This is a genomic window from Oecophyllibacter saccharovorans, from assembly GCF_006542375.1.
GTDB classification, from domain to species: Bacteria; Pseudomonadota; Alphaproteobacteria; order Acetobacterales; family Acetobacteraceae; genus Oecophyllibacter; species Oecophyllibacter saccharovorans.
On record NZ_CP038143.1, the window covers coordinates 189708 to 212226 of the forward strand.

Sequence of the window (22519 nt, forward strand, 5' to 3'; positions counted from 1 at the left end):
CAAGAAAGGCCGTCGTGCAGAACCGTTGACTGGCCTGGGCTTCCGTCTGCCCAGCAGCCCCTGAAGCTGTCTGATCAGTCCCCTCATCCGATGCTTGGGAGGTGCAAAGCGCCGCTGAGGCGGGCGCCGACTGGGAACTAGATGACCGGGAACTGGAAGAAGAAGATTGCGGAGAAACTGAAGGCGCCATGGTGGGACTATGAATGGTGGGCGACCAGCTTTGCAATTCTTTCCCTGCATGCCAAAAGAATCCGGTGACTTCCAAACCCCACCGACATTCTCCTCATGCGACACCTTCCCTTAAAGCGCCGCTTTCCGCCCCAGGCACGTGTCAGCCTTTTCTTCGCCATATCGCGCGTTGTCACAATATAATCTTGCCTGAAAACAGCCCCCTGAGCCGCTGGGTGCCTTTTCGCATGCCAGGCGAGAAAGACGGTCGACCAGTCATGAACTCTATTGGCTGGCTGTCGCGTCAATGGGCTGAAAACCTGCGCCTGCACCCGCTCCTGAAAGGCCTGTTCATCTTCACCCCTGGCCTTTCCGCTTTTTCCGATACGCCCTTTTCAACCGTTGATCTGGCAGCTGACATTTCGCTGGAGGCGCTCAGCCTTTCCCTGGCCCGCGCAGACCTCTACAGGCCTTTTAATGAAGCATTCGACGTCCACAGGCCGGGCGCGGCATTTGCCATCCGCGACTTCGCTGCTCAACCGCCTTCTCTGGGCCGCATAGACCGCGGCCTGATTCCCCTGCTGGGGACGGAAGCCTGTGGGGTGCATCTCAATGGTTTGGTGCGCAAATCTGAGGGGCTTTTTCTCTGGGTAGGTCGGCGGAGCGCTGACAAGCGCCTTGATCCCGGCAAGCTTGATCATCTGGTAGCCGGCGGCATGAGCGCAGGGCTGACGCCCTGGCAGACACTTATGAAGGAAGGGGCAGAGGAAGCCGGGCTCCCACTGGCGCTTCTGGAAAACGCTGAATACGCCAGCCAGATCTGCTATACTATGGAACGGCCTGAAGGCCTGCGCCGGGATCGGCTGTTCTGTTTCGACCTCTTTCTGCCTGAGGCGTTTCAGCCCCAGCCGATAGACGGAGAAGTGGAAAGCTTTCACCTCCTGCCGATCGAAGAGGTTTTTACCCTGGTTCGCGATACGGAAGCCTTCAAGTTCAACGTCTCTCTCGTCCTGATTGATCTTTTTCTTCGGTTAGAATTGTTCTCTCAAGACGATGCCACCACTCTTGCAGCAGCTCTTTATCCTGAGCCTGCCTCCCTTTCCCCGGAACAGCCATGAGACAGCTTCACGCAGGGCAACACGTCTTTCTTCTCGCCGCCCTGTGACTTTTCCTGTCGTTTCTGGCAGACCCGCTCAAGAGGTTGCTACTTCACTTCCGCCTCTTTACTCCAGGATGTACTCCCAATGACTGATACACCCGCCGCGCGGCCTCGGAACGAATACCGACGTTCCGGCAGATTCCACGATAAAAGCGACAACAAGCTCGAGACCCTCAACCGGCGTGCAACCTATGCACTCCAGCGGCGGGCACGCACCTACCTGGCCCTCACCTTCATCGGACTCGGCCTTTATTCACTGTGGAATCTCATTCCGGCCCTGCTCTGGGGCACCGTCTTCGCCATCTGCCTGTGGCCCATCTATGAACGCATGGAAAAACGTTGCGGCCATTCCATGTGGCTTCCGGCGGCCTTCACCACCCTGCTGGCCCTGGTTTTCCTGATTCCGATCTTCTTTGTCGGCTATCGCCTGACTGACGAGCTGCACAATGCCAGCCGCTGGCTGGAGAGCATCCGGCAGTCCGGCATTCCGATGCCGCAATGGATCGACCGTTTGCCCTTTCGCGCAGCGGCCATCCATCACTGGTGGGAAAACACCCTGGCTCAGCCGCAATATCTCAACCACCTCTTTTCCACCCTCGATATCAGCCATCTCTTCTCCACCCTTGATATCGGCCACAGCATGCGCGTGACCCGGCAGGTCGGGTCTGAAGTCCTGCACCGGGGGCTGCTGTTCGCTTTCTCACTGCTGACCCTCTTCTTCCTGCTCAAGGATGGTCAAGGCATCACGGCCCGTTGCCTGCGCGGCTCCAACCGCCTCTTCGGCCCGCAGGGCAAACGACTGGCTCGCCAGATCATATTCTCCATTCACGGCACACTTTCGGGGCTCGTGCTGGTCGGGTTGGGTGAAGGCGCCATCATGGGCGTGGCCTATATGTTTGCCGGCGCGTCCCAACCCCTGATTTTCGCACTGGGCACAGCTGTCTGCGCCATGGTGCCCTTTCTCGGCTGGGTGGCGGTCACGTCGGTCAGCCTGCTCATTCTCGTCAAAGGCAACATGGTTGGTGCCCTCGTTGTCTGGCTGCTGGGTGCCGTGCTGCTGTTCGTGGCTGACCATTTCGTGCGTCCTGTCCTGATCGGCGGCACGACGAAAGTACCCTTCATGTGGGTGCTGCTGGGGATCCTGGGCGGCGCTGAAACCTGGGGCCTGCTCGGCCTTTTCCTTGGCCCGGCCATCATGGCGGTGCTGCATCTGCTGTGGATCCACTGGACGGACAGCTACGCACAACGCAAAGCGCTTGAAGCCAGTGAGGAAACACCGGAACTTCAAGCAAAGAAAAGCTGATTTTTAGGTAAACCGCAGGACTGGTCGGGCAGGCGGGATTCGAACCCACGACCTCCAGTCCCCCAGACTGATGCGCTACCAGGCTGCGCTACTGCCCGTCGTCCTGCGGTGCCTGCTGTTTAGCAGGCTCTCCTTCTCGTTGGCAACAGATTTTTCCGTCAGGGGCGTTTATTCAGCTCCTTTCGCATTTCGATCTGAGCAGGTTTCAACGCCGCTCAAAATCCTGTCAGCCCGCTTCAGTCCAGAAACAGGCTTCGCAGCTCCTTCAGCTCCACAAGCAACGCAGCCACTCCCTCGCGCAGGCGGGCATTGGCATCGGTCATCTGCTCACCATGCGCCTGATGGTGCTGTGCTCTTTCAAGGGCCTGTCGAAGACTCTCCAGCTCCGCACGGCAACCGGCCAGTTCGGCTGCCTGATCCTCACACGTGCTCATTGCCCGCTCAGCCGTTTCCTCCAGAATCTTGTGGCGTTCACGCGCCAGTTCAAGTTCGGCTTTCAGCTGGGTGGCCTGACCCTTCTCATGCGCAAGATCAGCTTGCACTTCCGTCACGAACTGCTCGTGCTGCTGCCGGCTCTCTTCAAGCTGCTGCTTCAACAGCGCTGCCTCAGCCTCAAGCCGATCGCCGCGCGCCTGCCACTCAGCCCGACGCGTTTCAGCTTCCTGACCGACCTGCTGATTGCGTTGGATCAGGGCTTGCAGCTCTTTCTCCAGATCGAGAGCACGCTGGGCGGAATTTTCCTTTTCCATCGTCAGACGCGTCAGCTGCTCTTCAGTATGAGAGAGTTGCTGCTCCAGCAGATCAATCTCCGCTTTCAACCCTTTCTCTGTTTCAGCACGTGTGGTCTCGGCGGCCTGCTGTTGCTGCAGCTGCATCTCCAAGGCTTCCGCCCGGCGTGCGCCTTCCTCTTCAGCCGTCTTGCGGGCCAGGCTTTCAGCTTGCAGGCGTTCCTGCAGCTGCGCAGCCTCAACAGAGGCATTCTCACTTTTCCTGAGGCTTTCAGCCAGAATATCCTTCTGTTCCTCAAGCTGCTGCTTTTCCCGGCGCAGCGCTTCCAGCTGTTCTTCCTTCTCCAGGAGCAGCCGTTCTCTTTCCTGCAGACTGGCTGTCAGAGCAGCCATTTCCTCCCGGCTTTCCGCATGACGGCTGGCCAGTTGTTCCTGCAGGCGCCGACGCGATTCTTCCAGCACCTTCAAGCGTTCCGGTAGGCTTTCCAGCTCCTGAAGACGCGTCTTGTGCTGCGCCAGTTCAGTGCGCAGACGTTCACTCGCCTCCTTGGCCGCTGTCAGGATCCTATCCTGCGCCGCTGTGGACTGCTCCTGACGCAGGCGCGCCTGGGCCAGGTCTTCTTCCAGGCGCATGATATGGGCCTGCAGCGCCTCCTGCTGATCTTCAGCAGCATTTTCCACAGACGTATTGGTGTGGGGTGGCGCATCAGCTTCCGCTTCTTTTCGGCTCTTCAATGCTTCCACCTCTCCCTGCAGGCGGGCATTCTCTTCACCCACCAGCTGCAACGCTCCTGAGAGTTCTGTCTGCAGGCGCTGGAGCTGGGCTTCCGCCAGGTGCCGTCCCTTCTGCGCTTCTTCCACCTGTTGGCGCAGCGCAAACTGCGCGTCATTGGCAATCTCTTCCAGTGCCTGAGAAGTTGCTTTTTCTGGTTGACCAAGCTGTGCGGAAGGAGTGGAACCTTCCGGCTCCAGCTCTGAAAGAGGAGGTTTCACCTGTGTCTGATGTTGGGGAGGAACCAGACCTTCCTTACGCAAAAGGCGCATGATTTCATGGCGCTTGTGTCCGCCTTCATAAAGAAGGCCTGCAATGCGCTGCATTTTTTCCAGATCAGCGGCGGTATAATATCTTGTACCATTTCTGAAAATCGGCGCCTGGAACACCGGATAAAGGTTTTCCCACGAACGCAGCCTGTAGCCCGGCTGACCGACAATCTCAGCCACCTGCTCCAGCGTCAGTTCGTTTCTGCCCGCCTCACTCATGAATGCCTGTTCTCCCGTCACTCAAAACAAAAAGAGCGGCGCATCGAAACAGGCAGAAGACCAAAGCGGCCATTGCTCTGAATGTTTCGCCTCACCCGCACAATTTTCCAGCAATCTTCTACCGACAGTTCGCTAACAGCTTTTCAGCGATCTTTTGGAAAAATCTGCTCGCCGACTTTCACCGGTTTCACACTTCAAGGTTTCAGAGGAAATTAAGGCAAAATGGTGAAGTTCAATCGGAAAAATTCCCTAAAACTCATGCCTGGTCCCTCTTTTTCAGGAATCAGTATCTGAGCAGCGCTGAGCCCCAGGTGAGCCCCCCACCCAGAGCTTCCATCAGAATCAGGTCTCCTTTCCTGATCCGTCCGTCCCGCACTGCTTCATTCAAGGCGAGCGGGATAGAGGCAGCTGACGTGTTTGCATGCCGGTCAACCGTTACCACTACGCGTTCGGCCGGCAACGCAAGACGCTTGGCCATACCGTCGATTATGCGCAGATTAGCCTGATGCGGCACCAGCCACTGAATGTCAGCCCCACATAATCCATTGGCGTCCAGGGCCTCATCCACGGCCTCAGCCAGCCGAACAACCGCATGGCGGAACACTTCACGCCCCTGCATTTTCAGGACAGAATTCGTTCCGGTCCCCGCTGCCCCGTCGACATACAACAGATCTCCCAACGTCCCATCAGAATGCAGATGGGTTGAAAGAATGCCCTCACCAGGGGCAGCTCCTGCCTCCAGCAGCACTGCGCCGGCCCCATCGCCAAAAAGGACACAGGTCGCCCGATCTTCCCAGTCCAGCAAACGCGAGAAAACTTCAACGCCGATGACCAGAACACGTTTTGCCATGCCCGTTCCGATAAAGGCATTCGCTGTGGAAAGAGCGTAGATAAAACCGGAACAGGCCGCGCTGACATCAAAGCCGAAACCAGCACGCATGCCCAATGCCGCCTGCACACGGACAGCGACAGCCGGGAAAACCTGATCGGGCGTTGAAGTGGCCACGATAACCGCATCGACATCCTGTGGCCCCACGCCTGCCTGCTCCAGAGCGTTGCGGGCGGCCTGAGCGGCCAGGCTGACAGCATTCTCGCCTTCGGAAACAATATGACGCTGGCGGATCCCGGTTCGGGTCCGGATCCAGTCATCGGAAGTCTCGAGCCGCTGGGCCAGATCTTCATTTGTAACGATTTGGCGGGGCAAGCACCCACCGACACCGCTTATCCGGGCACGAGGGCGTATATCCTGAACAGGGGAACTGGTGGGAAAATTCTGGTCAGACAAAGGCGTCGAGGGCCTATCGGGAATGGTTTCCGACAGCGTGTCACCTCTCATGCGCGCTCACCTTCCAAAGCCTGGTCCGGAGGGGTGAGCATATCCAACTGGCTGAGGCGTTGGCGGATCTTGTCATTGAGCCGATTGGCGACGGCATCGAAAGCCACATCGATAGCTGCTGCGAATCCTTCAGCATCCGCTCCCCCATGCGACTTGACCACTACCCCGTTAAGCCCGACAAAAACAGCGCCGTTATAGCGGCTGGGATCAATCCACTCCCGCATACGCTCCAGACCGGGCTTGACCAGGAGATAGCCGATTCGGCTCAGAAGATTGGCTTGAAAAACGGATTTCAGCAGGCCGAAAGCCAGTTTCAGGGCGCCTTCACCCGTCTTAAGGGCCACATTGCCCGTAAAGCCATCGGTCACAACCACATCCGTAGTGCCGGCCGTGATGTCATGACCTTCGATGAAACCGCTGAAACGCGGCCCCAGCGGGCTGTTTTTCAGCCGCTCGGAAGCCTGACGCAGGCGCTCATCGCCCTTGAGTTCTTCAGCGCCGACATTCAGCAGGCCGATGCTGGGGGCTTCCAAGCCCAGTGCGGCCTGGGCAAAAGCCTCCCCCATGATGGCGAACTCAACCAGGTTCCGCGTGTCACAGGCGATATTGGCGCCCAGATCGAGCATCACCACGTCCCCACGCGCAGAAGGCTGAACCGCTGCCATGGCGGGGCGTGAAATGCCGGGCAGAGCTTTGACGATGATCTTGGCCAACGCCAGCATGGCCCCGCTGTTGCCGGCTGAAACCACCCCCAGTGCTTCACCGCTGGCAACCGCTTCCATGGCCATACGTAGCGACGAACCACGCAGGCGCAGTGCAGCTGTGGGCTTCATCTCCATGGAGATGCTGGTCGGCGCATGACGCACAGTGCAGATGGCAGCCGCTTTCTTGAAGCGCTTCTTCAGTGCCGGACCCAGCACTGCTTCATCTCCCAGAAGCAGAATGCGGATATTGGGATGGCGCACTGCTGCCTTTTCCAGACCCGCCAGCACGACATCCGGCGCGTGATCTCCCCCCATAGCATCAACAGCCAGCGTGTAAGGTGAGGTGGAAACGGACAAGTCGGCGGGAGGCGGTCCCGCTTCCTTGGCAGACGGCTCTGTCATTAGTGCTGGTTCCGGCAATTCTCTGAAAACGATCTATACCGGCAGGCAGGCACCTTTCGGAGGGCGTGTCCCGGTGAAAGCACAGGGAAAGCCCGGGAGCCCTTGCCTACTGGTATCGCCAAGCCCGCAGGCCTGCTGAATCAGGCGCGCACGGCAGTCTTGAGAACGCGCCCTTCAGCGCTTGCCACTTCCCGCCCGTCATAATGACCGCAATGGCTGCAGACATGGTGAGGGCGTTTCAGCTCACCGCAATTGGAGCATTCAGCGCTTGCGGGCGTTCCCAGCGCATGGTGGCTGCGGCGCATACCGCGACGGGAAGGGGTAGTCTTTCTTTTTGGAACGGCCATGATTTTCTGCCTCTCACTGGGTTATCGTGCACTCTGCTACCTATGCCATGAACGGCTTCACGAGGCTGATAACCTGAATAATCTGTTTCACTCTCTTACCACGCTGCAGGGGCTACGCCCACCATCCGCGTTTCCCTCCACGCCAAAAATCACTTGGAGCGGGAAAATACGAGAGCGGGAAAAGCACGCACCCAATGCACGTTAAGGTAAGCGCGCGGCTCTAGCAGATCCAGGCGCATTCCGCAAGCTACGAAGCTCTTGCCCCCTCTCCACCATGCCGGCGCTTCTTCGCGTCTTTTCCCCTCCGTTCTGTTTCCTCTTATCTGCAGTCGTCAGTGCACGTCCTGACCAGGAGTGCCTTTAAGCTTCTGTAAAATCGCAAAAGGATGGGGGGCTTTTTCTTCCGGAGCCTCCGTACCCGCTGCATTTTCTTCATCGGGAGTGATTTCCACGAAATTGTCCAGACCACTTCCCGCCTTACGGGGATAGGGATCAAGGCAAAGCGCCAGCTGTTCTGCAGCCGCCTCGCCAAGATCGATCATCTGCCCGTCATAAGGCACTTCATCATCTTCCTCGGCCATCAGCGCTTCGAGATCAATCTCCCCCTCTTCAGAAGCCATGTTGTCGCGCGGAATGAACCGCAAGGTGAAACGCTCGGTGATCTCTTCAGGCACGTCCTCGCCCGTAATAATACAGCTCTGCACAACCCGGGCAGTCAGCAGGCCATCAGCCAGAACGTCGGTATCCCCAAGGCGCTTCAGATGGAAGCGACACGACAACTCATCCACTCTCGGTAACCCGAAACGTCTGGCCAGGGCCTGGCGCTGTTTCTCATCGGCCTGCACCTCCCAGGTCAGCCCGGTGCCGCCGATGCGCTGCAGGGAGACGGGACTGGAAAATTCCCCCCGACCGGCCCCGGCAACGCCATTGTTCACTTTTCCCTCCGCTTTCGAAGATTTATTGCGCGTCATTCCCTGAGAGGCGGAGAACCCGGGACTGGAAGATCCGGCACGACTTTTAGACATGGCTCACCTTTTTCTCTTCTCTTTTCCGATCTGAAGTCACTTTACTACATTACAGTCTTTTCCAGCCATTCAAGCCAGGGCACTTAATCTGGGGAGAGGGCTCGGTGATCTGCCTGGAACAGGTGGCTTTCCAGAAACACCCATGCTGCAAAAGGAAGAGGGTCTGTCATAATTCCCTCTCTGGTGATTGACATCCCCCTCTCTGGCAAGGCAGTGGAAAAACGCTCGTTTTCTCGCCGCCATTCCGATCTGACAGGCAGGATACCCCACCGGATGATGACCCGCCCTCTTTTCCAGGCCATTTCAGCCAGGTTTTCAAAGCTGATGGCGGCGCCTACCGTGCAGTCTGCAGAAATCTGTTTCCCTGCCCAAAGCGTATCTACCAGCAAATCTTCCCGGAAAGGCTTGGCCCTGCTCCTGGCCGGAGCCTGCCTGAGCGGCTGCACCCTGTTTGACGCACCGGAAATTCCCCGCGGGGCCCTGGTGGAAAAATCGGATATCCTTCAGCTCCATCCCGGTAGCACCACCCAACAGGAAGTTGAATCCCTGATCGGGTCGCCCACCACTCATGCCACCTTCGACAACAACAAGTGGATTTACATCACTCTGACCAAAAATCTCGTGCCCATGGGATTTCCAGCTGTTGATAAACAGCGGGTACTGGTCCTCGACTTCGATGACAGCGGGGTCCTGCAACATCTCAAGCTACTAACCAAGAAAAATGCTGTGCCTGTCAGCATGGTCAGCGCCATCACGCCGTCGCCCGGCACGCAGATTTCCGTCCTGCAGGAAATTCTGGGCAATGTGGGTCGCTACAACCCCATGAGCAGCCTGGGAAATACCTTCGGTGGGGGCCTTGGAGGTCTTGGCGGCATGAACAATCACGGGGGTGGCATGGGCAATGGGCCGCTGAGCGGACAGGGCACAGGCAATGGTGGCGTTGGCAACACGATGCCCTGAGCAGCAGTGACTTCCTGACGCTGTCTGCGCCAAGCCCGCGGGGCAAAGCACGTATTGTGGGAGCGGTCAGATCATGCTAGATCAAACTGCAGACTTTCCTTTTTTACGAAGGCTTTTTACGTTATTGCAGACTACAGGCGTGCAGATGCTTTTTTCTGAACTGCTTTGATAAAACTGCCTTCGATTCTTTCTCTTTTTTTCCCTTTTTATCTGTCCTTCAAAGGAGATGACGGCCCCGTGCAGGTTCTCGTTCGTGACAACAATGTTGATCAAGCGCTCAAGGCGCTTAAAAAGAAGATGCAGCGCGAAGGCGTTTTTCGTGAAATGAAGCTTCGTCGCCACTTCGAAAAGCCCTCTGAGCGTCGCGCCCGTGAAGGTGCCGAAGCCGTGCGCCGTGCCCGCAAGATGGAACGCAAGCGTCTGGAGCGTGAGGGATTCTGATTTCAGAACGCTTCTGAACCTGAAAAAGTCGCTCTGATTTGGAGCGGCTTTTTTATTGCTGGATACTGCCTCTCTTCAGGCTAGCCTCAGGGAGAAATCTGCCAGCCCAGCGTGTTCCCGCAAGAAGCCAAAACGTAATCTCGCACGTCTCCCTGTCTTTTCTGACTATATAGTAATACGCGCCGTATCAGATGGCGCCCACCGATTTTCAGAGCCCCCCTGGCTTCCGAGAGCTCAGCTGCTTGTCTTACGGTGACTTTCCGCAGCCCGGTCAGATAGCCCCAGCGCGGGTCGGTCCCCACCACCGGTAAAGCCTGGGGATGCTGCCGGGCATAGAAGCTGATGATAGCGGCCAACCCATAATCTTCGATGACCAGGGCTTCTGCGCCAGCTGCACGCGCCTCTGTCTCAGCCTGCCGGGCCAGCCCGTCCCAGCCGGCCATCAGGCGCAATGCCGGGTCATGATGGGCATTCAGGGGCAGGCAATGGAAAAGTGCCTGCACGCTTACGATCAGTCCCATAAAAAGCCCCGTCGCGACCGCCGTTCTGAAAAAGCGTCCTGGCAGAGCCCCTGCCATGGCAAGGGCCGGGTACAGCACACAGGGCCAGTTGGCTTGAACACGACCGGCATAAAGAGCATGCGCCAGAAAGACCCCCGCCCCCGGCAGGACCAACCAAAGCAGCAGGGGCATTTTCCTGCGGGCCTGCCAGCAGCCGAGCACCACACAGAAGCCGACAACCGGCGTCAGCAACCCGATCTGGCCGGCCAGGAGCTCGCCCAGATAGTGCAGAGCGTGCGCAGGCGCCCAATGCCCCAGGCGCCGGCCCTGTTTCAGAAAACCCGCCCAGCGATGAAGAGCGTTCCACCACAGGGTCGGACCACAACTCACCCCTGCTATGCCAGCAGCCAGCCAGGGGCCGACACGACGCCACTGCCCTGACTGCAGAACATAACCCCCTAACCCTACTGCCAGCAGGAGAAAGGTATATTTTGATTCCATCCCCCCACCGAGGCACAGGCCGGCGCCTCCCCACCACCCCACAGAATACGTGGATTCTCTTCTCAGGGTTTCAGCCAGACACCACAAAAAAACTGCTGCAAAAAACATCTGGGGGGTGTCGGGCGTCATCAAACACATGCCCAGCCCGAACATCAGCGTGGCATTGAGAAGCCATGCCGCCTGTGCCCCAGGCGCTGCCCGCAGCCATATCTGTCCGGCACGCCACAATGCGAGACTGGCCAGAAAACTCGCCAGAACGCCGCAGAGGCGTATGCCGAGCGGTGTGGATCCACAAAGCAGTGTCCCCAACCTGATCCACAGCGCTACCATGGGAGGATGGTCCAGGTAGCCTGCCTGAAGATGCTGCGACCACCACCAGTAATAGGCTTCGTCAGGTGTCAACGGCAGCCAGGCTGCCAGGCCGAGCCGCAGGAAGGCCAAGATGAGAAAGCCGCCCATGCAGCCCAATATCGCTGGCCAGGCCGTTGGCTTCGGACATGCCACGCTGAACACTACCGGCTCCTCAGCGGGATCGACAGCCTCTGTCTGACATGTCCCGAAAGAGCAGAAGCCATCCTGATCCTGTTGCAGAAGGACTGGACAAAACAACGCCTGAATTTCAAAGCGGTACGCCCTTGTGAGGCGACAGCGTTCTGATGTCCTGAAACGAACGCAGGCGCACGACATGCGTCATTTCTGTCAGTTCATGAATCAGACGCTGCTGATGAGCAGCATCACGGGCCAGGACGTGCAGCAGGAAATCCTCAGCCCCGTTAAGCATGTGACAGGCCTGAAGTTCCGGCCAGCCGATGACTGTCTGCTCGAATTCTTCAAGAACCTGGCTTTTCTGGCTGTCCAGCCCGACAAGGACAAAAAAACTGACGGGCCAGCCCAGTTGCGCCGCATCCAGCTCGGCATGAAACCCCCGGATGACGCCAAGCTCCTCCAACCGCCGGACCCGCCGCAGACAAGGCGGCGCAGACATGCCGATCCGGCGCGCCAATTCGACATTGGTCATACGCCCGTCACGCTGCAGCTCACTGAGAATCATACGATCGGTTTCGTCCAGTTCAAGAACGCGCTCGGTGTCAGGACCGCTGACGACCCAATTTACGGCAGGGCTGGAGGGGTTCCGGCGCATTCACTTGTTTCCTGTCAGGTGGGTTACCGCTGAGATGGAAAGCACTTTTTCAGCTCCCTCGTTGCCTGCTGCCTGTATAAGCTGCGCGCCAGGCGCTGAAAAGCGGCCGGATCCCTGCTGTTCATCCCCCTTGGCTTTAGCTTAGAATAATTATCTTTACTGGAAATCCGACCCGCAAACCGTCTCGGCAAAGCTGGACCGCTTGCAGGCCCGACAGGGGCGCGACCTTCAAAGGAGTTTCTGCCTTCATGACCACGGTTCATCGTACCGATCTGCTGATCGTCGGTTCCGGCCCGGCCGGCTACACTGCCGGTATCTATGCGGCACGTGCCGCCCTCAAGCCCCTGCTGGTGACCGGTCTGCAACCAGGAGGCCAGTTGACCATAACCCAGGATATTGAGAATTACCCCGGCTTTGCCGAGCCGGTGGGCGGACCGTGGCTTATGGAGCAGATGCGCCTTCAGGCAGAGCATATGGGCACCGAAATCATTTATGACCTCATCACGCAGGCTGAGCTGAAAAACGGTCCAGACGCTGAAGGCTATTTTCATCTCAAAGGGGATTCAGGGACAACCTACCTGGCCCGTTCTGTCGTTATCGCCACAGGTGCACGCGCCAAATGGCTGGAGACGGAAGCCGAAAAGAAATTTCAGGGTCATGGGGTTTCCGCCTGCGCCACCTGCGATGGGTTTTTCTATCGCGGCAAGGATGTTGCTGTCGTCGGCGGGGGCAACACCGCAGTCGAAGAGGCCCTCTATCTCACACATCATGCCAAGAACGTTCACCTCATTCACCGCCGTGATTCGCTCAAGGCCGAAAAGATTCTGCAGGAACGCCTAAAGGCCAATCCGAAAATCCATATCCATTGGAATCGTGAGATCGACGATATTTATGGAACAGTGCCGCAAGGAAGCGAAAATGCACCGGAAGTGGTCAGCGGCGTAAAGCTGCGGGATACGGAAAATCCCGCCGCTGCCCCTGAAAAGCTGGCGGTTGACGGTGTTTTCATCGCGATCGGTCACATTCCCAATATCGGTCCGTTCCGCGACCAGGTAGCCTGCGATGAAGAAGGCTATATTCAGACCATTCCCGGAACGGCCTGCACCTCCGTCACGGGCATCTTCGCCGCTGGGGATATTCAGGACAAAATCTACCGTCAGGCCGTCACCGCAGCCGGTACGGGATGCATGGCCGCTCTGGAAGCCGAACGTTATCTGGCCGCTGCCAACAGGAAAAGGAAAGACGCCTCCAAAAACGTCTGAGCAGAAAAGTATTTTGCTTCAGGCACGACCATCAGCAGACGGTTGAGAAGCCGGCAACCTTCAGCTCAAGAAAGATTTCACAAATGCTTGACCCCATCAGGTAATTTAGGGAACCTGCCCCGCAAGACAGTCCAGCACAGGCACAGGATGGGGCGACATGAGCAAAGCACACACCGGCTCTACAGACGGACTCCATGGGAGCCCCAAGATGGACTGGGACAAGCTCCGTATCTTCCACACCGTTGCTGAAGCCGGTTCCTTTACCCATGCCGGGGATCGTCTCAATCTCAGCCAGTCCGCAGTGTCCCGCCAGATTTCCGCTCTGGAGGAAGTTCTGGGCGTTCCCCTTTTTCACCGTCATGCACGGGGCCTTATCCTGACCGAACAGGGTGAAGTCCTGCACCAGACAGCCCGGGAAGTCTTTGCCAAGCTGGCCATGACGCAGGCTTTCCTGAGTGAGAACCGCGAGCGGGCTGTCGGTAAGATCAAGGTGACGACGACAACGGATTTCGGTCTTTGCTGGCTCATTCCCCGCCTGCACCGCTTTCTGAAAGATCATGCAGACGTCAATGTGGAACTGCTGCTGGAAGACGCCGATCTTGATCTGAGCATGCGTGAGGCGGATGTGGCCATTCGCATGCATCCCCCTACCCAGCCCGACCTGATTCAACGGCATCTGGCCAGTTTCAGCATGCCTATCTATGCCAGTCGGGCCTATCTGCAGGAACACGGCACCCCACGCACTCTGAAAAACCTGGAGCAGCACGCATTGATCGGGTTTTCAGGCCCTCAACCTCCCCTGCCCCATATCAACTGGCTTCTGGAGCGCCTGATCAAGGAGAAGCTGGTCACTCACCCGCATATTCCCCTTGCCGTCAACAGCGTCGCCGCCATTGCCACGGCCATAGCAGCCGGAAACGGTATCGGGGCCCTGCCGCCTTATACAGCAGCCAGCTACCCGGAGCTCGTGCGCATTCTGCCGGAAATCCGCCCCCCCCAGCTCGAAGCCTTCTTCGTCTATCCTGAAGAGCTCAGGAGTTCGAAACGTATTTCCGTTTTTCGGGATTTCCTGCTTGCTGAACTGAACGATGATCGTCATGAGCTGGGAGAGAACCGCCTGGCTGCTGAAGAAGGCGTTCTTCACGCAACCCACTGAAACACAAAGCTCAGTTCAGCCTATCCGCAACTCTCCGGCAGAGCGACGGCTTTTCTGCAATCCACGTCTACCGGAAGTTTTTAGCCAGCGCCAAAGCCATAACGGCCTTTGCTCCAGACTGGCTGGAGTAAAGGCCGTCTTGGTAACGAGCAGGCAGTTCTTTAGCCGTTGCTCTTGGCATCCTGATTGGCCGTATAACGGTTGCGCCGCCCTTCAGCGGTGGAACCGATGCTGCGACCCAGTCCGATCTCGCGGGCCAGAGCGGAGCGGCGCTTGGCATAATTGGGGGCAACCAGCGGATAATCGACCGGCAGTCCCCATTTTTCCCGGTACTGTTCAGGCGTCATCCCGTAAGTGCTTTTCAGATGCCGTTTGAGCATCTTGAGCTTTTTCCCGTCTTCCAGACAAATGATGTAATCGGGGAAAACGGATTTGCGGATCGGAACGGCCGGCTGCTGGCGGGTTTCCGCACGACTGCTTTCGCCTTCAGCCGGCTGACCGGCCAGAGCGCCATAAACGTTACGTATCAGGGCCGGCAAAGCTTCTGCAGAAATGGGAGAACCTGAGATTTTTGCCACGACAATCTCTGTGGTCAGGCGCAATAGCTGGGGAACATTGTTTTCAGCCTGGTCAGGCATGGAATGACCTTCTAAAATAAAAGTAATCTAACTTCATCTCAAAAAGATGAGCGAATTACTCTAATACACTACTCTCTCTCAGTTGTGCAGGGCTTAAAACTAATTTATTCTTTTAATTCGGTATTTATTATACTTGATTTAAATATTTTCTGTTGTCACTTCTCTTATCTGCCCTATCTACATGAACGCTCAACTTCCAATTTCAGTCCCTCTTGCCAGTCCAAGTGATTTTAGCGGATGGCGATCCTGGTCGCGCCAGCTGCTTTATGACCGTGTTCCAGACACCGACATTGACTGGCAGATCACGCCGCCGGCTGATCTTTACGCCCCGGTCAGCGAGCGTTCTCTACCGCAGGTTGCTCCTGCTTTCGCAATACCACGCGAGACAGCCCGGTTGATTTCCGCTGTTTTTGCTTCCGGTCATCCCGAACGTTTTTCGTTGCTTTACCGGCTTCTGGAACATTATCGCGACACGCCAGCCCAACCTGTTGAGCCAGACTTGTTGGGAAAACTCCAGGCGCTCGCCGCACAGGCACGCGCCCAAGCTCTGGAACTGCGCGCTTGCCTCCCCCCGCCGCTCCAAAGCACGCCTGCCTTCCGGCATGTTCAGGTTCCCGTCCCGCTTCTGGACAGTCAGGCGTCAGCCCTTTGGCGCCTGCGCCCCCAACCATGGCTGATGCACACGCCAGGCCGGCTCCTGCTGTGTGAAAACAGCCAGATCATCTTTGCCCCCGAGCCTCCCTCAATTCCCGATACTGATACAGCCCCTGAGGCACAAACCGAAAAAGCCCTTTTCCTGCACGATTTTGCGCAGCGTCATGGGCAATCGGCACAACACAGCATCTACTGGCGCGGCGTGGACACGTTCCGTCTTCCTCCCGCCCCTGAAGAGATCGACCAGGCGTCCAGCCTGCATGCGCTCCGTTGCCTGGCTGTCGACTGTGCTTTCTGCCCGCTGAGCCAGGCTGCCAACCGGACGGTCTTTGGAGAAGGGGCTACTGGTGCCCGGCTGATCTTCGTTGGTGAGCAACCAGGTGACCAGGAAGATCTGACAGGCCGGCCCTTTGTAGGGCCCGCAGGACAGCTTTTCGACCAGGCGCTTCAGGAAGCCGGCGGGCAAAGGGGCGATTACTGGCTTACCAATGCCGTCAAGCATTTCCGCTTCATCCAGACACCCGCACGGCGCCTGCACCAGAAGCCGGAAGCCCAGCATGTCCAGGCCTGCGCCCCCTGGCTGGCTGCCGAGCGGCGTCTTCTGGCGCCGCAAGTGACAGTCATGCTGGGCGTAACGGCCGCTTCAGCAATTCTGGGGCGCCCGGTAACCATTTCGCGTGAACGCTCCAGACTGTTCGATCTGCCTTCAGGCGGCAAAGGACTGGTAACAGTGCATCCCTCTTTTCTGCTGCGCGTGCCTGATCCGCAAAGGCGCGCGGAAGAATACCGGAAATTCGTGACAGACCTGAAATTGGCTCTCTCTGCCCTCGCACCGGATTCAAAAGAGGAGTAGGCTTCAGCCACCTCTTCCACCAATACGGAATTTCGAGCGGAACCGATGGCCAACTCCGGCGCTTCAACGTCTTTACTTCCCAAGCGCCGATCCCTCTTAAGCTGGCTGCTCCAACCCGATTTCAAAGCTGTCGTCTTCGCCTTCCGGACCACGATGGCCGCCTGCCTGGCTTTAGGGGTCGCCCTCTGGATGGAACTGGACAGCCCCGCTTGGGCCGCGATGACGGTCTGGTCTGTCGCGCAGCTCACGCGAGGGGAAAGCCTCTCCAAAGCACGCTGGCGTATTGTGGGCACCCTCATCGGCTCCACTGCCGGTATCGGGTTACATGCGCTGGTCCCCCAGGCGCCGTGGCTGTTCTTTCCGCTGTTGGCCATATGGGTCGGCGTTTGCAGCGGGCTGGCTACATTCGTAAGCAACTTCCGCGCCTATGCCCTGGTCCTGGCCGGTTACACCTGCGCCATCGTGGCCACTGACGCAGCCCCTGACGGCAACCACGTCTTCATGATCGCCGTTTCGCGTGGCTCCTATATCATCCTGGGCGTGATCTGCGAGACACTGGTGGCCTTCGTATTCTCCCCCAACCAGATCCTGCTTGCCCATCGTGCCCTGAAACAGACGCTGCAAAGCGCCCTGATCGTGGCAACCACAACGCTTGCCAGTATCCTGAGGCGGGGTACAGCGGCTGAAAACATGGCCCGTCAGCAGTTCGGTACCATGCTGCGCATTGCTGACCGGATTGAATTTGCCGAGATCGAAATGGGTCCTCACGGCCATGAAGGTGATCATGCGCGCGCCGCTCTGGCAGCAATCTCGGTCCTTCTTGCCCGCGGCTTCGGCATTGCCAGTCAGCTCCACCTGTTCGCGCGCCATCACTCCGATTACCAGACCGTTGCCGACGAGGTCCTCAACTTTCTCGACGCCTTTCCCAAAGTCATTTCTGATGAAAGCCTGCTGCCCGACCTCCTGTCGGAACTGCAGCATCTTCGCGATATCTGTCGCCAGTACGCAGCCCCCCACCGGCTGACCCCCACACATCTGGTCTCCCATCCCTCGGAGCTGACCTCAGATGAAGTGGCTCGGATGAAGGCCGAGAACACGACTGAAACGACCGTTCCGGAACTGGATGAGCGCGTGCTGTTCGTGTCCCTGGGAGAACTGCTGGGCGATCTGGAACGCGCCATTCTGGAATATTATGCCAGCACGCATCTCATCCGCGGCGATCACTTCCATTTTCAGCGCCAGACCCATCGTGACAGCCGCCTCGCCCTCAATAACGGTGTGCGCGCTTCCATGGCAGTCATCCTTACCGCGCTGATCTATGAAGTCACCGCCTGGACGGAAGGCTTTCACTTCATCGGGATCGCGTCGCTCTGCGTGGGGCTTTACGCAACGCAGGAAAATCCGGTTCTCGGCACCCTGAACTTCCTTCGGGGGGTGGTGACCGGCTATGTGGTGGCCTTTTTTCTGGTCTTTCTCTTCATGCCGATCGTCAAGGTCTATGAACCGCTCATCCTTATCCTGAGCTGTGCGATGATGATCGGCGGCCTGGCCAAGGCCCATGCTGCCACAGCGGCCTGGGGTGCGGCCTACAGTCTGCTCATGCCCTCCATGCTGGGGCTCAGCAACCATCACGTGATGAACGAGATGCAGTTCTTCAACGGCAACATGGCCACCGTTCTGGCCGCTGCCCTTGCGGTCATCATCTTCCGCACCATTCTGCCTTTCAGCGCAGCCAGCGAGCGTTTCCGGCTGCGCAAAGGCATGCTGCGGGAACTGCGCCATCTGGCTCAGCCTGGGCGCCTGCCCAGCATCAACGCCTGGGTGGCCCATGGCATGGACCGTTTTTCCTGCATTTTGCGCCATGCCGGCAATACGCCTCCGCAGATCATTGAGGCTTTCATTCGCGGTACCCTGGCTACGCTTACTCTCGGCCTCAATATCATCCGCCTGCGCACACTCATGGACCGTGAATATCTGCCCGAGAGCGCCCGGCGTCCCATCGCGCTGGTTCTGCACTATATTGAATTTCCCACGCGTCGCTATGCGCAGGCCGCCCAAGCCGCCACCATGGCCATCCGTCGCCTGCGTGAAATGGACACGCCCTCGCATGACATCATCACGCGGCTGGAAATCACGCGTGCCATCACCTACCTGATGATCATTGCCCATATTCTGCGGACAAACCGTAATTTCCTCGACCCCACCAAGCCTTTCACTGGAGAAGAGCTTTCCACGCCTTCACCTGCTGATAAGCCAGCTCCTGGCAAAATCCAGGCCGCTCAGCAACCTGGCTGACGCGCCTGACAGACACAGCATCAGGCGCTGCCGTGAGCTCAAAGTTTCTCAAATAAGGGGCGGAACTCATCGAGCTCGATGAAATTATCGGCCTGACGCCGCAGCTCATCAGCCACAACCGAAGGTTGGGTGCGGGCGGTTGACATCACGGTGACTTCCTTGCCGTTCTTCTGCAACTGCTCAACCAACATGCGGAAATCGCCATCCCCTGAAAGAATGACGATATGATCGGCCAGCCGACAGTGCTCCAGAGCATAGATTGTCAACTCAACATCCACGTTGCCCTTGATGCGGCGGAGAGGTTCAGGCTCCGAGCGCCAGCCACCCTCTGTGGCCCCCTCCTCCAGGATAGGAAGGGTTTCTCCCTCTCCCATATAGGTGCTCTTGGCATCCTTACGGATCACGCGATAGCCGTTATATTCCAGGAAAGAGACGAACTTCCCGCGCTTCGGGTCATTCGGAAGCACAGAGACAAAACAGTATATGCCGCGTAGATTGGCTGAAGCCTTCATCTCGTTTCGGAATTTCTCATAATCGAAACGAAAACGCAGCTTTTTCAATGAAAATTCTAGATTGGCATGGTCAATCAAAATCTTGGTGCGACCGCCATCAAAGTAATCTTTCAGCTGGTCTCTCAGAGAGTCCATATAATGTTTATAGTCTTCTTCATCAGTCTCATAAGTAGGCATTTTTATAAAGCACTCCAAAATGATAGGATTTTTGAACAATAAACAGAACTTGGAACATACAATACCCCAGACACCGTTATAAAGTCTGAAAAGAGTTTTATACTTCTGGCTTATAAGGACTTTTGTAGGATTCTGATTGTACGCGCCGGAAACGACTTTTCCTTACTCTTTTTCCTTACTCTTATTGATAGGCGTTCAGATAGTTCAAACATCGCAACCGAATAGAGAGACAGCGTATAGCTGGGAAAGAACTGACCAGAAAAGCCCGGACCTCGGCGTCCTGACAGGCGCGTTCCAATAGGCCTGGCTAAATAGATTTTTACGGAAATCAAGCAGTTCCCCAGCTTTTCCAAAAGTCTTCAAATCAAAGCTGAGACTGAGGATTGGCGGAGAGGGTGGGATTCGAACCCACGGTGCCCGTGAAGGCACAACGGTTTTCGAGACCGTCCCAATCGACCACTCTGGCACCTCTCCGGGACGCTTTTCACATCAATTTCCGCCTCTGAGCTCCAGGACCATAAGTAGGCTGGCAAGACTTTCAGGTGACAGAATGAAGGGCTGGGACAGTTTCAGCCAGCAGAAAAGCTCGATAAGGCGACTATATGGCCAAAAAAGCGCTCGAAAGCAAGGGGGGTGTGCGTCAGACAGCCCATCCCTCTTCACTGGCCTTGCATCCCCGCTCCCAGCTTGAGAAAAACACTTGCGCCCGCGCCTGAAGCGCCAGGGATTATTAAATGAAGAGACCTTGAAGTTCATTGACCTCTTCTTTGAAAAGCTGTAAGAAATCCGCCTGCCTTGTCACATGAAGTGGCGGGCCAATGACAAAAAGCGAGTCCGGGTTTCCGACCCTCCTCTCCACCCTGCCCTGCTTTCAGGACAGGTCTCCGCCGGTTTTCATGGCTATCCAGAACGTATGTGCCTTCTCCCTTTGCGGGAATTGTCACTCAGAAGACTCTGGGCGCCTGAATGACCTCAGGATGAGGGGCGAGCACGAGGCTTTCGAAACATTTGAAGAGAGATTTGCATGTTTGCAGTCATCCGCACAGGCGGAAAACAGTACCGTGTTGCCAATGGCGACGTTCTGAAAGTGGAAAAGCTCGACAATGCCGAGCCAGGCGCTACCTATACCTTCGATGACGTCCTGATGGTGGGCGGTGAAGGCGATGGTGAACTCAAGGTCGGCACTCCCAAGGTCGAAGGCGCGAGCGTAACCGCAGAGGTCATCGCACAGGACCGGCTTCCGAAGGTGATTATTTTCAAAAAGCGTCGTCGCCAGAACAGCCGCCGCAAGAATGGCCATCGTCAGCCGATGACGGTTCTGCGCGTTACCAAAGTCAACGCCTGAGCGCATTACCTTTAAGGAGAGACCAGAATGGCACAGAAAAAGGCAGGCGGTTCCAGCCGCAACGGACGCGACAGCGCCGGGCGTCGTCTTGGCATCAAAAAATTCGGTGGCGAGGGCGTCGTCGCAGGAAACATCCTCGTGCGCCAGCGTGGCACGAAGGTTTATCCCGGCCAGAATGTCGGCATGGGCCGTGACCACACGCTTTTCGCGCTTACGGACGGCCATGTGAGCTTTCAGCGTCGTGGCCAGGGGCGTGTATTCGTTTCCGTGGCGGCACCGGAAGCAGCTGAATAAAACCTTTTTGCCACCTTGGTAGATAAGGGATAATGCAAGGGCCGGTTCTTTCGGGAATCGGCCCTTTCTTGTCCCTTCCCCTTCCCCGCCCCGGAGTGAGTCATGAAATTCCTTGATCAGGCCAAGATCTATGTGCGCTCCGGTGACGGCGGAGATGGCGTGGTGGCCTTCCGCCGCGAGAAATACATTGAATTCGGCGGTCCTGACGGCGGGGATGGCGGACGCGGCGGAAACATCTATTTCCGTGCGGTTCCCAATCTCAACACCCTGATCGATTTTCGTTACACGCAACATTTCCGGGCCCGCAAGGGCGGTAACGGCGCCGGGGCCAACCGTACTGGCGCTGGAGCTCAGGACGTCGTCATTGACGTGCCGGTAGGTACCCAGATTTTCGATGAAGACCGTGAAACGCTGCTGGCCGATATGGATGAGGAAGGCAAGACCATCCTTCTATGCCGGGGTGGCGATGGTGGGCTGGGAAATGCGCATTACAAAAGCAGCACCAACCGCGCACCTCGACGTGCCGACAAAGGTTACCCTGGCGAGGAACGCTGGGTATGGTTGCGTCTCAAGCTTCTGGCTGACGTTGGGCTGGTCGGCCTGCCGAATGCCGGGAAATCCACTTTCCTCTCCGTGGTTTCACGCGCCAAGCCGAAAATTGCCGATTATCCCTTCACTACTCTTCATCCCCAGCTTGGGGTAGTACGCCAGAATGCCAATGAAGAATTCGTCATTGCCGATATTCCGGGCTTGATTGAAGGGGCCAGTGAAGGCGCCGGACTGGGCCATCGTTTCCTTGGTCATGTGGAACGCTGTGCTGTGCTCCTTCATCTCGTTGACGGCACTGACGAGAACTACCTGGAAAACTGGAAGCTCATCCGACGCGAGCTGGAAGCCTATGATCCCGTACTGGCCAGCAAGCCGGAAGTGCTGGTGCTGAACAAATGTGATGCGCTTCTTCCTGAGGAAGTGGAAGAGCGTCGTGCAGCCCTTGAAAAAACCTCGGGAGAAAAAGTCCATCTTATGTCCGGCGTCAGCCGCGAAGGCCTGCCTGAACTGCTGCGCCTGTTGCAGGATCGGGTCAATGCCTCCCGAGCTGAGGAATGGGAGGAAGAGGAAGACGATCTCGTGGAAATTGATGATGCGCCTGATGATGACTACGACGGGGAAAACGACGCAGCTGTGGAATACGATTGACTTCTCTTGGGCGCCCTCCTCTGTCCCCCTGCCTGAAATTTCTGCCAGTGTTCTTTAGGATGGTTTACTGATCGTCAGTCTGAAGAATTTCCGATTTTTCCCTGAGTTTATAAAAAAGGCGATGATCCCTGAGGATCATCGCCTTTCTTTTTCTTCAGGCC

Annotated in this window: 20 protein-coding genes and 2 tRNA genes; 11 read left to right on the plus strand and 11 right to left on the minus strand. The window is 57.2% G+C overall.

Annotated features, from left to right (window positions below; translation table 11 throughout):
• The first annotated feature begins 446 nt into the window (after positions 1-446).
• Both E3E11_RS00795 and E3E11_RS00800 read left to right on the plus strand, forming a co-directional pair.
• Entirely contained in the window at positions 447-1286 is an 840-nt protein-coding gene (locus E3E11_RS00795) for an NUDIX hydrolase (protein WP_231118936.1), read from the plus strand.
• A 126-nt stretch (positions 1287-1412) separates the two neighbouring features.
• Positions 1413-2630 (plus strand): AI-2E family transporter, encoded by a 1218-nt coding sequence (locus E3E11_RS00800; protein WP_141450741.1) that lies wholly within the window; start codon positions 1413-1415, stop codon positions 2628-2630.
• Between the two features lie 21 nt (positions 2631-2651).
• On the opposite strand, the gene E3E11_RS00805 is transcribed toward E3E11_RS00800, so the two are convergent.
• From E3E11_RS00805 to E3E11_RS00830, 6 genes are all read right to left on the minus strand, one after another.
• Positions 2652-2728, minus strand: a tRNA-Pro gene (locus E3E11_RS00805).
• Between the two features lie 138 nt (positions 2729-2866).
• On the minus strand, positions 2867-4618 hold the full coding sequence (locus tag E3E11_RS00810) for a MerR family transcriptional regulator (protein WP_141450742.1): 1752 nt from the start codon (positions 4616-4618) through the stop codon (positions 2867-2869).
• Between the two features lie 283 nt (positions 4619-4901).
• The gene (locus tag E3E11_RS00815) at positions 4902-5861 is read right to left on the minus strand and encodes a beta-ketoacyl-ACP synthase III (protein ID WP_231119068.1); all 960 of its coding nucleotides are present in this window, start codon (positions 5859-5861) and stop codon (positions 4902-4904) included.
• An 89-nt stretch (positions 5862-5950) separates the two neighbouring features.
• Positions 5951-7060: a phosphate acyltransferase PlsX gene (gene plsX, locus E3E11_RS00820; RefSeq protein WP_141450744.1), complete on the minus strand. Its 1110-nt coding sequence runs from the start codon at positions 7058-7060 to the stop codon at positions 5951-5953.
• A gap of 140 nt (positions 7061-7200) precedes the next feature.
• Positions 7201-7407, minus strand: coding sequence for a 50S ribosomal protein L32 (gene rpmF, locus E3E11_RS00825; protein ID WP_141450745.1), 207 nt, complete (start codon positions 7405-7407; stop codon positions 7201-7203).
• 332 nt (positions 7408-7739) lie between these two features.
• The gene (locus E3E11_RS00830) at positions 7740-8432 is read right to left on the minus strand and encodes a DUF177 domain-containing protein (protein ID WP_231118937.1); all 693 of its coding nucleotides are present in this window, start codon (positions 8430-8432) and stop codon (positions 7740-7742) included.
• 405 nt (positions 8433-8837) lie between these two features.
• On the opposite strand from E3E11_RS00830, the gene E3E11_RS00835 reads away from it, so the two are divergent.
• Both E3E11_RS00835 and rpsU read left to right on the plus strand, forming a co-directional pair.
• Positions 8838-9392 carry an outer membrane protein assembly factor BamE gene (locus E3E11_RS00835; protein WP_231118938.1) on the plus strand — a complete coding sequence of 185 codons (555 nt, stop codon included), beginning with the start codon at positions 8838-8840 and terminating at the stop codon, positions 9390-9392.
• A 237-nt stretch (positions 9393-9629) separates the two neighbouring features.
• Positions 9630-9833: a 30S ribosomal protein S21 gene (gene rpsU, locus E3E11_RS00840; protein ID WP_141450746.1), complete on the plus strand. Its 204-nt coding sequence runs from the start codon at positions 9630-9632 to the stop codon at positions 9831-9833.
• Between the two features lie 86 nt (positions 9834-9919).
• On the opposite strand, the gene E3E11_RS00845 is transcribed toward rpsU, so the two are convergent.
• Positions 9920-11275: a glycosyltransferase family 39 protein gene (locus E3E11_RS00845; protein ID WP_168189174.1), complete on the minus strand. Its 1356-nt coding sequence runs from the start codon at positions 11273-11275 to the stop codon at positions 9920-9922.
• 178 nt (positions 11276-11453) lie between these two features.
• On the minus strand, positions 11454-11885 hold the full coding sequence (locus tag E3E11_RS00850; RefSeq protein ID WP_231119070.1) for an Lrp/AsnC family transcriptional regulator: 432 nt from the start codon (positions 11883-11885) through the stop codon (positions 11454-11456).
• A 338-nt stretch (positions 11886-12223) separates the two neighbouring features.
• Between E3E11_RS00850 and trxB the strand changes: the two genes are divergently transcribed.
• Positions 12224-13237: a thioredoxin-disulfide reductase gene (gene trxB / locus E3E11_RS00855; protein WP_141450749.1), complete on the plus strand. Its 1014-nt coding sequence runs from the start codon at positions 12224-12226 to the stop codon at positions 13235-13237.
• Positions 13238-13445: 208 nt separating this feature from the next.
• On the plus strand, positions 13446-14393 hold the full coding sequence (locus E3E11_RS00860; protein ID WP_141452022.1) for a LysR family transcriptional regulator: 948 nt from the start codon (positions 13446-13448) through the stop codon (positions 14391-14393).
• Between the two features lie 161 nt (positions 14394-14554).
• On the opposite strand, the gene E3E11_RS00865 is transcribed toward E3E11_RS00860, so the two are convergent.
• Positions 14555-15031, minus strand: coding sequence for a Ros/MucR family transcriptional regulator (locus E3E11_RS00865; RefSeq protein WP_141450750.1), 477 nt, complete (start codon positions 15029-15031; stop codon positions 14555-14557).
• A 181-nt stretch (positions 15032-15212) separates the two neighbouring features.
• Here E3E11_RS00865 and E3E11_RS00870 point away from each other — a divergent pair, with 181 nt between their 5' ends.
• Positions 15213-16538 (plus strand): UdgX family uracil-DNA binding protein, encoded by a 1326-nt coding sequence (locus E3E11_RS00870; protein WP_141450751.1) that lies wholly within the window; start codon positions 15213-15215, stop codon positions 16536-16538.
• A gap of 45 nt (positions 16539-16583) precedes the next feature.
• On the plus strand, positions 16584-18833 hold the full coding sequence (locus tag E3E11_RS00875) for an FUSC family protein (protein WP_141450752.1): 2250 nt from the start codon (positions 16584-16586) through the stop codon (positions 18831-18833).
• A 38-nt stretch (positions 18834-18871) separates the two neighbouring features.
• Here the strand turns inward: E3E11_RS00875 and E3E11_RS00880 are convergent, their stop codons facing one another.
• Together E3E11_RS00880 and E3E11_RS00885 are read right to left on the minus strand one after the other, a co-directional pair.
• Positions 18872-19522 (minus strand): LabA-like NYN domain-containing protein, encoded by a 651-nt coding sequence (locus E3E11_RS00880; RefSeq protein ID WP_141450753.1) that lies wholly within the window; start codon positions 19520-19522, stop codon positions 18872-18874.
• Positions 19523-19906: 384 nt separating this feature from the next.
• Positions 19907-19996 (minus strand) — tRNA-Ser (locus tag E3E11_RS00885).
• A 550-nt stretch (positions 19997-20546) separates the two neighbouring features.
• Here E3E11_RS00885 and rplU point away from each other — a divergent pair.
• The 3 genes from rplU (at position 20547) to obgE (ending at position 22358) form a co-directional block, all read left to right on the plus strand.
• Complete coding sequence (gene rplU, locus E3E11_RS00890; RefSeq protein ID WP_141450754.1) at positions 20547-20867, plus strand: 50S ribosomal protein L21; 321 nt, start codon at positions 20547-20549, stop codon at positions 20865-20867.
• Positions 20868-20894: 27 nt separating this feature from the next.
• On the plus strand, positions 20895-21161 hold the full coding sequence (gene rpmA, locus E3E11_RS00895) for a 50S ribosomal protein L27 (RefSeq protein WP_141450755.1): 267 nt from the start codon (positions 20895-20897) through the stop codon (positions 21159-21161).
• A 102-nt stretch (positions 21162-21263) separates the two neighbouring features.
• Complete coding sequence (obgE, locus tag E3E11_RS00900; protein WP_141450756.1) at positions 21264-22358, plus strand: GTPase ObgE; 1095 nt, start codon at positions 21264-21266, stop codon at positions 22356-22358.
• The last annotated feature ends 161 nt before the right edge of the window (positions 22359-22519 follow it).